Here is a 15,801-nt window from a genome sequence, read left to right on the forward strand (position 1 = left end):
AGCTTATTGCGCTCCCGGCACAGCGAGAGTGATGCGCTCCGGATTGACTTTGGCGCCGGGTTTGAGTTTTTGCACGCCTTCCACTACCACCCAATCACCGGCTTGCACGCCGCTGCGGATCACTCGCAACTCGCCGATGCGCGAGCCTGGGGTAACTTGACGGTACTCGGCTTGGTTGTCCTGGTTGATGACCCAGACAAACCGCTGCGCCTGATCGGTGCCGACGGCGCGGTCGGGCACTAACAGGGCCGGGTACGATGCCGAGGCTTGCACCCGCAACCGCGCAAAAAAGCCGGGGCTGAGCAATTCGTCCGGATTGGCGAACACGCCGCGCAAGCTCAGCGTGCCGGTAGCGGCATCCTCGCGCGGGGCGATGTAATCCAGTTTGCCTTGATGCGGAAAATCGGTTTCGTCGGCAACCGCCAGTTGCACCAGCGTACCTTTCAAATCGGCGGCACTTTGGCCGTGTTGCTGGGCATGCCGACGATAACGCAATACCGATTGTTCGTCGGCATCGACGTAAACGTATACCGGATCGATGGAAACAATATTGGTCAGCATAGTGTCGTCGGCTTTGACTAAGTTGCCGGCGGTGATCATCTCGCGGCCGACTCGTCCGCCGATTGGCGCGCGGATTTCGGTGTATTCCAGATTTAATTTTGCGGTGTAGACGTTGGCTTCCGCAGATTCGACCGCAGCCGCCGCTTCGCGCAAGCCTTTGGTGCGCATGTCGTATTCTTCCGCGGAAATCGCTTTGGCTTTGAACAGGTTTTCGGCGCGGCTCAAATCGTTTTTCGCTAGCTCGCGTTTGGTTTTGGCGCGCTCCAGTTCCGCTTGCGCGTAATTAAGCTGGGCTTTCAGCGGTTTAGGGTCTATCTGAAACAGCAAGTCGCCTTTCTTGACTTTGGCACCGGCGGTGAAATTGACGGAGTCTAAATAACCGCCGACTCGGGCGCGAATGTCCACCGAGTTGATCGCTTCGATCCGGCCAGTGTATTCGTCCCATTCGGTGGTTTCCCGGCTCAGGGGCTGCGCGATTTTCACATTGGGCGGCGGTGGCGCGGCTATTGGGTCGGCAGGGGTTACAGCATCACCACAGCCAGCCACAGCCAGTTGCAGGATGACGCCGGCCACGCCGAGTTTTAACCCACTCCGCAACGCTTGGCGATGCATTTGCCCTGGAAAATTAGCCGCAACCGGCGATGAATGGGTCTGTTTGTCTGCAAGCGTCATGCGCGCGTTTTTTGCCATTGCCGTACTGCCTAAATCGTCGGTTAACTAAAAATGGTAATATCTATTACCGTTTAGTCTAGGTTATCATCTTCACCCAAGTCAATTCATTTCGCGAATCACACAGCATGGTCAAATGTGGACGTCCCTGTAAGGGCGATGAGCAGCAAAGTCGGGATCGATTACTCGATGCGGCGTTGCAACTTTTCTTGGAAAACGGTTACGGCAACCTGAGTATGGAAACTATCGCCCGCGATGCGCAGGTATCGTTGCGTACGATCTATAGCCAATTCGGTGGCAAGGCCGGTTTGTTCGGCGCATTGATCAGGCGTTGCAGCGATCAATTTATCGGTAGCCTGTCCGACGATTGCGAATTGGAAGAGGCGTTGACGAATTTTGCCCGGCAGTTTTTGTTTCGTATTACCCGTCCGGATGTATTGCGGATGCGGGCGATATTGATCGGCGAATCGCCGCGTTTCCCTGATCTGGCGACACAGTTTTATGAACAAGGACCACGCCGAACTCTGGGATTGTTAGCGCAGTTTTTTATGCGTCAGCAACAGGCCGGCTTAATCACCAAAATGGACCCGTATTTCCTTGCCGACCAATTCATCAGCGCCGTACGTGGCGAACGCTTGCAGCGGTTACAGTTGGGTTTGGAGCCGACTCCCGACGAAACGGAGATAGACGTTTGGGTGCGTCAGTCTGTTGGCTTGTTTTTGCAGGGGTGTCAGGTAGCCCGTTAACGCATTTCATGTGCTAGGCAAGCGGCATCCGTCAGAACTCGCCGTCAATCCATTCCGGCAACGGGGTTCCCACTTTCCCTGCGGTGACGATCATTTAGGCCAGGTTGTAGTGGTCTACTTTGTTCGGACACCGAGATAGGTTGTTGGTCTGCCATTTTCATCTCATAGCCATTCAGCGGCAAGGAGCCCGATGACGCATGCAAGCGCCGATTGTTGTAGAAATTAAGGATATAGTCGGTCACGTCGCGGATGGCATCGGCGTGGTTGGCATATTGGCTACCTCGGTCGGAATGCACGATCACGCCCGGCGGTGGTCTGCGCTGAGCGATGGCAATCCGGAAGGCCGTGTAAACCGATTCCGCCGGCATGTTGGGCGCCATAGCCGAGCCGACGATTTTGCGCGAATACAAGTCCAACACGACCGCCAGCTTATACCCAAGTGCATAAGCAGCCAACCGCTCCGGCTCCGCAGGTAAGTGATGTCCGAGACCCAGGCCCGGTTAGCGCCGGTCTGCTCAAACCGGCGATCCAACTGACGCGCCCGAATTAAAGTTTGAGATTTTTTGCGTTCGACTAATTTTTTTTATCGACTATATTATTTCCATACCGTTTTTGGGGTCTGATCGGATTCGATACTCTCCGGCCCCTGAGCCAAACGGTTATGACCGAACGGCTATATTGTACGGGCACACCAATCCGCATCGGGTAACCAAAGATAGGCCAGGGCAGTCGTTATTTGCCTCGCGGCCTAAATAAAGCGGACAGGCGACCATTTCCATTCATGTCAGCAATTGAAATCGTATGCAACCGACCCTAAGAAATCGCAAACTCATCCGGATTCGGCTCAGTGCCGCTGCCTTAGCTTTCCTAATCAGTTGTCTGGCTGCCGGACAAGCGGCTGAAGTGGTTCCCGAGGCGGGGTCGATTCTACGAAATATCAAACCCGAACCGATTTTGCCTGGCGACTCGAAAGTCCCGTTCGAAATTTCGGAGCAACCGGCGCCTGCCGGTGAAGGCGACATCCGTATCCAAGTCAAGGGTTGGAAAATCAGCGGCACCGAGTTGATTGGCGAAGCTGAACTCCAGGCATTTCTGAAAGACCAGATCGGCAAGGACTTGAGCTTGGCCGAACTGCGCAAAATCACTCGCGATATTGCGGAGTATTACCAGCAACGTGGCTTTTTCGCCCGCGCGGTATTGCCCGCTCAGCAAATTCGCGACGGCATCGTCGAAATTCTGATCCGCGAAGCCAAATTAGGCAAAGTCGAGGTCGACGACCCGGCCGCCACCTACCGAAACGACATTCCGCGACAAACCATGTTGGCGGCTCAGCCGGCAGGGGACGCTTTGCGATTGGCCGATATGCAACGCGGCATCCTCCTGCTGAACGATCTGACCGGCGGCACCATTTCTTCCACCTTGAAGGCCGGCGAAAGAGCCGGCGAATCCGACCTGCTGCTGAAAATCGACCCCAGCAATTTAATCAGCGGCTCTGTAGATTACAGCAATACCGGCGTGCGCTCGGTCGGCATGAACCAATTCGGCGGATCGCTAAACCTGAATAATCCCTTGCGCCTCGGCGATCTGGCCTCGTTACGGGTTCAAGGCGGCAGCGGTAACGTTTACGGCAGAATTGCCTATTCGTTGCCGGTAGGCTACTCCGGGCTGCGGATTGGTCTGGCCGCGTCCGCGCTGGACTACACCCTGGGAGAACCCTTTCAGTCGTTGGACGCCCAAGGCTCGGCGTGGACCGGCGGCACCTTCGCAACCTATCCGTTGCTTCGCGGTGTGAGCACGAATCTTTACGTTGTCAGCGGTTTCGATGATCGCCACTACTACAATACCAGCCTTGGTAGCGTGGTCAGCGACAAGGAAGTGCAAAGCGGTTACCTCGGCCTGAGCGGCGATCATCAGGACGACTGGCTAGGCAGCGCGGTAACGCTATTTGGCGCAACATTGGTGGCCGGCAACCTGGATTTGTCGGGAAGCCCGGTCGACCAAACTCAAAACCGGGCCACAGCCCGCGCCGGTGGTGCCTATCAAAAGTTCTCACTTAACGCCTCCCGTCTACAAAGCCTGACCGACAAATTACGCTTCTATGCCGGCGTCAGCGGACAACTGGCCACTAAAAATCTGGATTCTTCCGAAAAGTTCAGTCTGGGTGGCCCCTTTGGCATCAGAGCTTATCCAGTCAACGAGGCCCTGGGCGACGAAGGCTATCTGATGAATTTCGAACTACGGTACGAGGTTTACGAGCATGTTGAGTTGGTCGGCTTCATCGACCATGGCGGTATAACGCTGCACAACGATCTATGGCGGAATGCCACCGAAGGCGGCCCTAACCATTACACGCTCAGCGGCGGCGGCGTCGGAATCAACTGGGTGGTACCCGGTAATTTCATCATCCGCGGCAGCGTCGCCCAACGCATAGGCGCCAACCCAGCCCGCTCGGGAGACGGCAACGATTCTGACGGTACTTACAAAGCGCCTCATTTTTGGGTCAGCTTGAGCAAAGCGTTTTAAACGTCTTCAGTTTCCATTTTTCCTCCAACTCAACCGGCGACACCACTGTGGATAACCAATTGCTATTTTACAAACGCATCGTCAGCCTGAACCCCGCCGCTCACGGCCGGTTGCATATCGCACCATCCGAAGACGTCGGTTACGCGCGAGTCAGTAACTCGGTGCCGCTGATTGGTCCGGAATTCAGCGAAGCCGGCAAGGAATATCCGATCGCTTTCGCCAAAGCCGGCGACGGCCAATTCGTTCCGGTCGCGGTGCTGGGCTTGAACGACGGTGAAAACCTGTTCGTCAACGGCGCCGGTCGCTGGATCGGACATTACATACCAGCCTTCGTCCGCCGATACCCGTTCGTACCTGCCGAACAGGCCGAAGACAAGCAATTGGTCGTCTGTTTTGACGACACTTGCCCGCGTTTTAACGAAACGGCCGGCGAGCCTTTGCTGGTCGACGGCGCACCGTCAGCTTACCTGCAACAAATCATCGCCTTTTTGCGGGAGTTCCACGCCGAATCGCAGCGGACCGCGCAATTCGCCGCCACCTTACACGAATTGGACCTCTTAACTGAGCGTCGCGCCGATGCGGTATCACCGAGCGGTGAGCGTTACTCCTTATCTGGCCTTTGGATCGTGGACGAGGCGCGCTTCCAAAAAATCGGCCGCGATGCGTTGGACAGCCTGTTCCAAGCCGGCTGGTTAGGATTGATCTATCTGCACTTGGCGTCGTTGAGCAATTTTGCCCGCCTATTGGAGCGTAAAGCCGCCGTAAGCACCGAATAACCGCACTGATTCGAGAGGACAGTCTTATGAACCGATATGCTAACCAAAGTCGCACGCCGCACTTCAACCGTCATCCGCTGGTGCTGGCGATACAGATCGCCTTGGCTGGTGCTTGGCAGCCGGCCTTGGCCGAATTGGCCGGCAATGCGCTGCCTAGCGGCGGCCAGGTGGCGTCGGGACAGGCCCAAATCCACCAATATGGCGCACGGATGGATGTCGTCCAAGGCAGTGATAAAGCCATCATCAACTGGCAGAGCTACAACATCGGTGCCAATGCCCACGTGGATTATCAACAGCCCAACGCCAGCGCGATCGCGCTGAACCGCGTAGCAGCCGGCGAAGCATCGGTCATTGCCGGCCGATTGACCGCCAACGGTCAGGTGTTTCTGGTGAATCCCAACGGCGTGCTGTTTGCCAAGGGCGCTCAAGTCGATGTTGGCGCGATGGCGGCGTCGACGATGAACATCAGCGATGCGGATTTCCGTGCCGGCAACTACCATTTCAAGCGCGACGGCAGCGACGCCGGCGTCGTCAATCAGGGCGACATCCGTGCCAAGGACGGCGGATACGTGGCCTTGCTGGCCCCCAACGTCAGCAACGAAGGTTTGGTCCAGGCCCGTTTGGGCACGGTGGCGCTGGCCGGCGGCGATGGCGTCAAACTGGAATTAGATGAAGGTAAACTGGTCAACGTTCAGGTCGATCCAGCCACCGTCAATTCGCTGATCGAGAACAAACAGTTGATCCGCGCCGATGACGGCCGGGTCATCATGACTGCCAGCGCCGCCGACCAATTGCGCGGCGCCGCGATTAACAACAGCGGCGTGGTCGAGGCCAAATCCCTGGTTAATCGCGGCGGTTCGATAGAGTTAATCGGCGACGAAGTGCGTAATAGCGGCACACTGGACGTGTCCGCCGCCGAGACTACTCAAGGCGGCAATGTCGTCGAGCACGGCCGGCTGGTCGTCGACACCGGTACCGTCCGCGCCGACGGTGATAGCGGCGGGGATATTCGCCTGACTGGCGACCGCGTGCTGCAAACCGGAACGCTCAGCGCCGAAGGTACCGTCTCCGACGGCGGCCGAATTACGATTGCCGCCGATAGTCGAGTCATCCAGACTGTATCCGCCAAACTGTCTACTAAGGGAAGTCAAAACGGCGGCGACATCGCCGTGACCGCCGGGAGCCAAGGTGGCGTATTCAGTTCTGCCACCCTGGATGCCGGCGGCGTTGCCGGACGCGGTGGCAATATCACCGTCACCGGCGGCAAAGACGTCACGTTGGCTGCTGCGACGATCACCGCCAACGGTGCCAAGGGTGGCGGCAAAATCAGTATCGGCGGCGGTTTTCACGGCAATGACGCGGCGGTTCGCAATGCCGCGATAACCCGAATCAATCCCTTCACCCAACTGCACGCCGGCGCCACTGAAAAAGGCAACGGCGGCGAGGTCGTGGTTTGGTCGGATCAGCAAACCGATTTTTACGGCACGATCTCCGCCAAGGGTGGTTCGGCGGGCGGCGACGGCGGTACCGTGGAAGTCTCGTCTCACGAGGCCCTGCTGTTTGGCGGAACTGTTACCACCTTGGCCAGTCAGGGTCGCAACGGCAGTCTATTACTCGACCCGCGCAACATCACCATCGACAGCAGCGGCCAGTACCCGCAATTCGATTTCGAAGACCCCAATCCGACCAACACACTGGGCGTCACATCCGGCTTCGGCACCGGCACGTCGGTACTGTGGAGCACCAACGTGGCGGTTACGAATCCCTATGACGACTTCGGTGGCCAGGATGCCGGCGCGGTTTATTTGTACAACGGCTGGTCCGGGGCGCTGATCGCGACCGTCACCGGTAGCCACGCCGATGATCGCCTCGGCAGTGGTGGAATCACCCAGTTGGTTAGCCAAAACACCAATACCAACGTCAACGTCTCGTTCAGTTCGCTGGGCAACTTTTTAATTTCCAGTCCGCATTGGGACGGCGGCAAGGGGGCGGTGACCTGGTCCAGCGGTACCACGGGATTAAGCGGCACCGTATCGTCAGCCAACAGTTTGGTCGGCAGCTCGGCAAGCGATGCCGTGGGCAGCGGCAGTATCGTGTTGGTCGATAATTATTACGGCGCGACCGGTCACACTTGGAGCAACGACAACGGCTACCTGAAATATTTAGTCCTGAACCCGCAATGGAATGGCAATACCGGTGCGGTCACGATGGGCAGTGCATTGAGCGGTATATCCGGTGTCATTTCATCTTCCAACAGCCTGGTCGGTGCGGCGTCCGGAGACCGAATCGGCAGCAGCGGCATTACGCAATTCGTCACCGAGTTTCATGATTACAACAGTAGCGGCGCGTTGATTACTGCCACCGAGTATTACCGCAATTATTTCGCGATAGCCAGCCCGCACTGGCAGAACGGCGCCAGCGCGGACGCCGGTGCGGTCACGTGGGCCAGCGGTTTGGCCGCATTGACCGGCACCGTTTCTTCGTCGAATAGTTTGGTCGGCAGCAATGCCAACGACCAGATCGGTAGCGGCGACATCAAAGTGCTTTATTACAGCAACAGTACCAACTACACCAGTCAACCCAGCGATACCCCGCCGCACGGCCACGTCAACACTTACCGTACCGACGCTGCGTATGTAGTCGCCAGCCCGCATTGGGACGGCGATAAAGGTGCGGTCACCTGGCTCAATGCCGCAACCGGTTATGCGTCAGGCGGGGCGACGACCGGTTTCGCGGTATCGTCGGCCAACAGTCTGGTCGGCGCGACCGCCGGCGATTTGGTCGGCAGTGGCGGCATCCAGTTACTCAGCCACTACACCAGCCGCAATCCGAACACTGGCTACACCTCGACTCATCCCTATTACCTGATTCTCAGCCCGCACTTCAATAATGGCGGTTCAACCGCCGATGCCGGCGCGATCACCTGGGGGGACGGGCGTACTATCACCTTTGGAACGACCAGCACGACCGATTACCTGGGCAATCCGTTAAACAACATTCCCACTGAAACCAGTACCAATAACGGCGGAATTTCCGGCGTCATTGGTAGCGGTAATAGCTTGGTCGGCAGTCATGCCGGCGACCAAGTTGGCAGCGGTGGCGTCACCAACCTTGGGCAAGACCCCGGCTACGTGGTCCTTAGCCCGCTCTGGAACAGTAGCGCCGGCGCGGTCACCTTCTGGGACGCCACCGCCACCAAGACCGGGACCTTGGGCTCGGCCAATAGTCTGGTTGGCTCGACCGCAAACGATCATGTCGGCGGCGGTGGGATTTTGCTGAAAAGCGGTTATTACTTAGTGTTGAGCCCGGATTGGGATAACGGTGGAGCCACCGATGCCGGCGCGGTCACTTGGGGTAGCAAAACGAGCGGCGTCAGCGGCGCGGTCGGCGCCGGAAACAGCCTGGTCGGCAGTACCGCCAACGACGGTGTCGGCAGCGATGCGGATAATGTTATCGATGTGGGCGTGGCCGATTACGTGGTTCTAACCCCTACCTGGGATAACGGCGGTAATGCCGATGCCGGCGCTGCCAGTTGGGGTAGTTTCGGTAGCGGCGTCAGCGGCGCGATCAGCAGCAGCAACAGCTTGATCGGCAGCCATGCCAATGACAGGGTCGGCAGCGGCGGGGTCGTGGCAACTTATAACGGTGTCGACACCGCGGATAGCTGGTCCTATACCTACTACTACAGTGTGATTAGTCCGCATTGGGACAGCGACCGCGGGGCAGTCACGATGGGCGCCGAAGCTAGCGGCATTCAAGGCACTGTCAGTTCCGGCAACAGCTTGGTCGGCGATACCGCCGGCGACCAAGTCGGCAGCGGAGGTGTCAAGGCCGGCCAATACACGACGCTGACCTACAACGGTAGCTCCTGGTCCGGCACCCGCACAGCGTATTATTTGGTCGCCAGCCCCAATTGGAGCGACGGCGGCAATACGAACGTTGGGGCTGTCACCAAAACTGCCGCGGCCACCGGTATCACCGGCAGTATTAGCTCAGCCAACAGCTTGATCGGCGGCAGCGCAGGCGATCAAATCGGTAGCGGCGGCGTCACGCTGTTGCCGTACGACTGGACCACGGGTAGCGGAGTAGGTCAGAAACAATACCATCTGGATTATTACTCGATCGCTAGTCCCTATTGGGACAACGGCGCAACCGCTGACGCCGGTGCGGTGACCTGGGGCAGCGTCACCACGACTGCCGGCGCTGCCTCGCCGTTGACCGGTAACGCCAGCGCGGCCAACAGTTTGGTCGGCACGCACGCCAACGACCGGGTCGGCAGCGGCGGCGTGGTCGCACTGCCGGCGGAATATAACAACGCGACACGGGTCGGCTACGTGGTCATCAGCCCGAACTGGGGTAACGGCACCGACACGCAGTTGGGTGCTGTGACCTGGGGCAGCCGCCTGACCGGCGTTTTAGGGGCGGTGAGTGGCAGTAACAGCTTGATAGGCGGCACGTCCGGCGACCAGATCGGCAGCGGCGGCGTCACGGTTCTGACCAACGGTTACGACCCCATCAACAGCGTCTGGAGTTACAACTATCTGGTGCTAAGTCCGCATTGGCACAGCGGCGCTAATGCCGATGCCGGCGCGGTAACCTGGGTCGCGGAAAAAACCGGTTTCGCTTATGGCGAGAGCAGCAAAGGCGCGGTGGTCGGGATCGGTAACAGCTTGGTCGGCAGCCAGGCTGGCGACCAGGTCGGCAGCGACGGGATCATAGACTTGGGCGTATCTTATTTAGTCGGTAGCCGGCACTGGCATAACGGTTCCGCTGCGGATGCCGGGGCGTTATCCTGGGCGCGCGCCAGCATCGGCGTCGCCGGCGCGGTGTCGGCCAGCAACAGCTTGATCGGTAGTTACAGCAATCAGGACGTCGGCCTGAACCAAGTTAGATTAACCGTTAACTACAATACCTATTACTACGACTATCTGGTCATGGATACCGATTGGCGCAACGGCGCATTGGCGAACGCCGGCGCCGTGACCTACGGCGATGCTTTCTACGGTATCTTCGGTGAGGTTTCGGACGCGAACAGCGTTGTCGGCACCACGGCGAACAGCGGCATCAGCTTCGATACCGGTGGCCCTTGGGTGGATTACTATCAATATGCAGGCACCAACTATTTTAGCCTGCTGCCCGGCTTTGCCTACGATCACGGCGATACCTTTGTGGTCAGCTTCGCCAACGAAAATACCGGCCGGGTAACCTCGGGCGCCACCGATCCGAGTCGCATTACTTATGGGATGGCGGTCGGCAAAGACATGGCCATAGCCCCGGACGTTTTGACCAATCTACTCGGCTGGGGCACCAACGTCACGCTACAAGCCAGCAACGACATCACCGTTAACAGTGCGCTCAATGTCGCCGGGCTTTTTAGTTCGTCAGCGACCCTGAAATTGGAGGCGGGACGCAGCATTTACCTCAATGCCGACATCACCACCGACGGCGGCAACTTAGTGCTGCACGCCAACGATTTGGCCGCCAACGGCGTGGTCGACGCTGATCGTGCGGCCGGTAATGCCGTCATCGAAGTTGCCAACGGTGTTACGATCAACGCCGGCACCGGTTCCATCACCATGGAATTGCGCGACGGCACCGGCAACACCGAAGACGACAGCGGCAATATCACGTTGGCGGGACAATTATTGGCCGATACGATCAGCATTATCCATCGCGGCACCGGCGGCGCGAGCGGCAGCAAAAATATCGTTTTGAACAGCGGTGCAGGCTTGACCGCCAACGGCAGCGGGGATGCGCTGGTTTTGGCGGCCGCCAGCGGCGGCGAGCTGATCAACAATGTGGGTAGCAATGTACTCTCTGCAGGCAACGGACGCTGGTTGGTGTATATGCACAGCCCGTCAGGCTCGACCGAGGGCGGCCTGACCGGGGCGGCGGGTTCGGCGCTCCCCAGGCTATACAACAAAACTTACGACGGCAACGCGCCGGCAACAATCGTCGCAGGCAATCACCTGATCTACGACTACCAGCCGAGCTTGAGCGTCGACGTCGGCAACATCAGTAAAACCTACGGCGACGCCGACCCTAGCGCGAGCAGCGCATTTTCGGGCTACGTCAACGACGACGGCGTGACGGACTCGGCTACCGTTGCGGGTTTAAGCGGCACGCCGAGTTTTAGCATTGTCGGCGGCACGGCCGGCACCGGCCGTGCGGTCGGCAGCTATAACGTCAACGGCGCGGTGGGTTCGGCTGCGATCAGCGGCGGGGCCGGTTATTCGACAACGATAGGCACCGGAGGCGCCAGCGGAACCTTAACGGTCAACAAAAAAACGCTGACCGTGACCGCCAGTGACGACAGCCGCGCCTACAACGGCTTGGGCTATAGCGGTGGCCATGGCGTCAATATTACCGGCTTCGTTAACAGCGAAACATCAAGCGTATTGGGCGGCAGCGTCAGTTACGGCGGCACCTCGCAAGGCGCCACCAACGTGGGTAGCTACACCTTCACCGCGAGCGGCTATACCGCGAGCAACTACGATTTCAGCTACGTCAACGGCACTTTGACCATCACACCTTATGTCGTCAGCCTGACCGGCAACCGGGCCTATAACGGTTCGAGCAACGTGGCGGCGGGCATATTCTCGACCGGCAGCTTGGTTGGCAGCGAAACCCTGAGTGTGAGCGGCACCGGCACGGTCGCCGATAAAAACGTCGGCACCGGCAAAGCGGTGACCTTGGGGACTTTGGCCCTGGCCGACGGCAGCAACGGCGGTTTGGCCAGTAACTACACGCTGACCGGTGGCACGCATACCGCCGATATTTCAGCAGCCAGCTTGACCGTCAGCACCAGCGACGTCAGCAAGGCTTACGATGGTGGCACCAGCGCAGCCGGCACCGCCACGCTGACCGGCGGCACACTGTACGGCAGCGATAGTCTGAGTGGCGGCACATTCGCTTTCACCAACAAAAACGTCGGCAGCGGCAATAAAACGGTGAGCGTCAGCGGCGTGACGGTGAGCGACGGCAACAGCGGCGCCAACTATTCGATCAGTTACGCCAATAACACCAGCAGCACCATCACGCCCTTCGTGGTCAGCCTGACCGGCAACCGGGCCTATAACGGTTCGAGCAACGTGGCGGCGGGCATATTCTCCACCGGCAGCTTGGTTGGTAGCGAAACCCTGAGTGTGAGCGGCACCGGCACGGTCGCCGATAAAAACGTCGGCACCGGCAAAGCGGTGACCTTGGGGACTTTGGCCCTGGCCGACGGCAGCAACGGCGGTTTGGCCAGTAACTACACGCTGACCGGTGGCACGCATACCGCCGATATTTCAGCAGCCGGCTTGACCGTCAGCACCAGCGACGTCAGCAAGGCATACGACGGCGGCACCAGTGCGGCCGGCACCGCCACGCTGACCGGCGGTACGCTGTACGGCAGCGATAGTCTGAGCGGTGGGACATTCGCTTTCACCGACAAAAACGTCGGCAGCGGCAATAAAACGGTAAGCGTCAGCGGCGTGGCGGTGAGCGACGGCAACAGCGGCGCCAACTATTCGATCAGTTACGCCAATAACACCAGCAGCACCATCACACCTTATGTCGTGAGCCTGACCGGCAACCGGACCTATAACGGTTCGAGCAACGTGGCGGCGGGCATTTTCTCGACCGGCAGCTTGGTTGGTAGCGAAACCCTGAGTGTGAGCGGCACCGGCACGGTCGCCGATAAAAACGTCGGCACCGGCAAAGCGGTGACCTTGGGGACTTTGGCCCTGGCCGACGGCAGCAACGGCGGTTTGGCCAGCAACTACACGCTGACGGGCGGCACGCATAGCGCCGATATTTCAGCCGCCGGCTTGACCGTCAGCACCAGCGACGTCAGCAAGGCATACGACGGCGGCACCAGTGCGGCCGGCACCGCCACGCTGACCGGCGGTACGCTGTACGGCAGCGATAGTCTGAGCGGTGGGACATTCGCTTTCACCGACAAAAACGTCGGCAGCGGCAATAAAACAGTAAGCGTCAGCGGCGTTTCGGTGAGCGACGGCAACAGCGGCGCCAACTATTCGATCAGTTACGCCAATAACACCAGCAGCACCATCACACCTTATGTCGTGAGCCTGACCGGCAACCGGGCCTATAACGGCAGCACCAACGTGGCGGCGGGCATTTTCTCGACCGGCAGCTTGGTCGGTAGCGAAACCCTGAGCCTGAGCGGCACCGGCACCGTTGCCAGCAAAAACGTTGGCACCGGCAAAACCGTGACGCTGGGGACTTTGGCGCTGGCCGACGGCAGCAACGGCGGTTTGGCCAGTAACTACACGCTGACCGGCGGCACGCATGCTGCCGATATTACGGCCTACGTCGTCGACCTGACCGGCAGTCGTACCTACGACGGCACCACCGCCATCACTGCCGCTAGTTTGGCGACCCCTACCCTGGTAGGTAGCGAAACCCTGGGCCTGAGCGGTGCCGGAACGGTCGCGGATAAAAATGTCGGCACCGGTAAAACGCTTTCGCTAGGCTCTTTGGCCTTGAATGATGGCGGCAACGGCGGTCTGGCCAGCAATTACACCTTGGTTGGCGGTACGCTTAGTGCCGATATTACGGCTTACACAGTCAGTTTGACAGGCAATCGCAGCTACGACGGCAGTGCCGATGTGGCTGCCAATATTTTTGCCATGAGTGCGCTGCTTGGAACCGAAACCTTGAACCTAAGCGGTACCGGTACGGTGGCGGATAAACACGTAGGGGTCGGTAAATCCGTGACGCTCGGCAGCCTAGCGCTGGCCGACGGCAGCAACGGTGGTTTGGCTAGCAATTACACGCTGACGGGCGGCACACATAACGCGACCCTCACTGCGGCAAGTTTGACCGTCAGTACTGGAAACGTCAGTAAAACCTACGATGGCAGTACGTCGGCGATCGGCACCGCCATGGTCTCAAGCGGCACACTCTATGGTAGCGACAGCCTGATTGGCGGCACGTTTGCCTTCACCGATAAAAATGTCGGTATCGGCACCAAGACCGTCACGGTTGCCGGGGTCACCGTGAACGATGGCAATGCCGGCAATAATTATTCGGTGTCCTATCTGAACAACACAACCAGCACTATCAGCCCGTTTGTTGTGAACCTGAGTGGCGGCAGGAGCTATGACGGCACCACAGCCGTCGCCGCTACGGATTTGCACATCGGAAGTCTGGTCGGTAGCGAGACTTTAACCCTATCAGGTGCGGGCTCCATCGCTGATAAAAACGTTGGCATCGGCAAAAGCGTGAGCTTGGGCTCTTTGATGTTGGCCGACGGCAGCAACGGCGGCTTGGCCAGCAATTACACCTTGATAGGAGGAGATCTTAGAGCGGACATCAGCCAAGCTAATCTGATTTTGACCACCAGCGACATCATCAAAACGTACGACGGTACCACGTCCGCCTCGGGCACGCCAATCGTCAAAGCCGGCAGCGCTAGCCAACTGTTCGGCTCGGACAGTTTATCCGGCGGTGTGTACACGTTCATCGATAAGAATGCCAGCGGCGGTAGCACCGTGAGAGTTAGCGGTATTAGCGTTTCCGACGGCAATGGTGGCAACAACTACTCAATCAGTTACAGCGATAACACGACCAGCACAATTTTGCCTTACGTCATCCATTTAACCGGTTCGAGGGCGTTCGACGGCAGCAACCTTGTGAACGCTAATGTATTCAATTTAGGCACTTTGGTTGGCAATGAAACTCTGCTGCTGAGCGGGGCTGGCCAAATGTTAGATAGCAGCGCCGGTATCGATAAACCGGTCGATCTTGGAACCTTGGCCTTGAGCGACGGCGGAAATGGCGGCTTGGCCGGCAATTACACGCTAGCCGGCGGCAATCCAGTCGTCACTATCCTACAAAGCTCCGCCGGCAATACGCCAACCGATACCGTCGACGCCGGTACCGTAGTACCGGACAGCGGCGGAAACGGCGGCGTGGGCAACAACGGTTCCAACAGCGGCGCCAAAACCGGCGGCTTAGCGCTTTCCGCGTTACGCGGTGCCGATAGCAACCGGACCGTACAATTCAATATCGCCGACTCGGGGATCAATGGCGGTGGTAGTAGCGCCACCGGCTTGACGACGGGTGGTTCCGGGCCTACGCAATCAGGCAATACCGTGCATTTATTGGCGTCCCAAACCTTGGTGGCGGGAGGGCAGATGCAGATCGTTGCCAACGTTGAGGTTAATGATTATTCAAGTGGCTTCAGTTTTGCGCTGCCTGCCGGAGCACTGCCTGCAACGGCCGGAGACAGCACGGTCTCGGCGAAAATGGGTAACGGCGAGCCGTTACCGGCTTGGCTGAGTTTTAATAGTCAGTCGTTAAGCTTCAGTACCGACAGCGCCGGTGCGGCGCAGTTACCGCTGCAAGTCGTAATCACTCAGACCAGCGCGAGCGGCCAACAAAAATCGATTGTGGTGACTATCGAAAAACAAGACCAAGCAATCTGAATCTGCGGCGATAAAAGCTGATCGACCGGGCGAACCTTTGCTCGGTTTAACCGCGTCGGCTTCGCGATGCACTTACCTTTTCGCTCCTTT

General features: G+C 58.6%; 5 protein-coding genes and 1 pseudogene. 4 read left to right on the forward strand and 2 right to left on the reverse strand.

The window, feature by feature from the left end:
- Positions 1-3: 3 nt before the first annotated feature.
- The gene (locus ACH5Y9_RS08120) at positions 4-1,251 is read right to left on the reverse strand and encodes an efflux RND transporter periplasmic adaptor subunit (RefSeq protein ID WP_445369218.1); all 1,248 of its coding nucleotides are present in this window, start codon (positions 1,249-1,251) and stop codon (positions 4-6) included.
- 107 nt (positions 1,252-1,358) lie between these two features.
- On the opposite strand from ACH5Y9_RS08120, the gene ACH5Y9_RS08125 reads away from it, so the two are divergent.
- Complete coding sequence (locus ACH5Y9_RS08125) at positions 1,359-1,976, forward strand: TetR/AcrR family transcriptional regulator (protein ID WP_445369219.1); 618 nt, start codon at positions 1,359-1,361, stop codon at positions 1,974-1,976.
- A 185-nt stretch (positions 1,977-2,161) separates the two neighbouring features.
- Here ACH5Y9_RS08125 and ACH5Y9_RS08130 read toward each other — a convergent pair.
- A pseudogene (locus tag ACH5Y9_RS08130) lies at positions 2,162-2,508 on the reverse strand (DDE-type integrase/transposase/recombinase); the annotation flags it as partial.
- A 269-nt stretch (positions 2,509-2,777) separates the two neighbouring features.
- Here ACH5Y9_RS08130 and ACH5Y9_RS08135 point away from each other — a divergent pair.
- From ACH5Y9_RS08135 to ACH5Y9_RS08145, 3 genes are read left to right on the forward strand one after another with little or no spacing between them, the layout of a single operon-like run.
- Positions 2,778-4,499: a ShlB/FhaC/HecB family hemolysin secretion/activation protein gene (locus tag ACH5Y9_RS08135; RefSeq protein ID WP_445369220.1), complete on the forward strand. Its 1,722-nt coding sequence runs from the start codon at positions 2,778-2,780 to the stop codon at positions 4,497-4,499.
- Between the two features lie 47 nt (positions 4,500-4,546).
- On the forward strand, positions 4,547-5,275 hold the full coding sequence (locus tag ACH5Y9_RS08140; protein ID WP_445369221.1) for a SapC family protein: 729 nt from the start codon (positions 4,547-4,549) through the stop codon (positions 5,273-5,275).
- Positions 5,276-5,301: 26 nt separating this feature from the next.
- Positions 5,302-15,711, forward strand: coding sequence for a YDG domain-containing protein (locus ACH5Y9_RS08145; protein ID WP_445369222.1), 10,410 nt, complete (start codon positions 5,302-5,304; stop codon positions 15,709-15,711).
- Positions 15,712-15,801 lie beyond the last annotated feature (90 nt).

This window comes from Methylomonas sp. BW4-1, assembly GCF_052474385.1.

Coding starts and splice junctions, on each gene's coding strand:
- ACH5Y9_RS08120 (WP_445369218.1), bottom strand. CDS start 1,251: ATGGCAAAAAACGCGCGCATGACGCTTGCAGACAAACAGACCCATTCA.
- ACH5Y9_RS08125 (WP_445369219.1), top strand. CDS start 1,359: ATGGTCAAATGTGGACGTCCCTGTAAGGGCGATGAGCAGCAAAGTCGG.
- ACH5Y9_RS08135 (WP_445369220.1), top strand. CDS start 2,778: ATGCAACCGACCCTAAGAAATCGCAAACTCATCCGGATTCGGCTCAGT.
- ACH5Y9_RS08145 (WP_445369222.1), top strand. CDS start 5,302: ATGAACCGATATGCTAACCAAAGTCGCACGCCGCACTTCAACCGTCAT.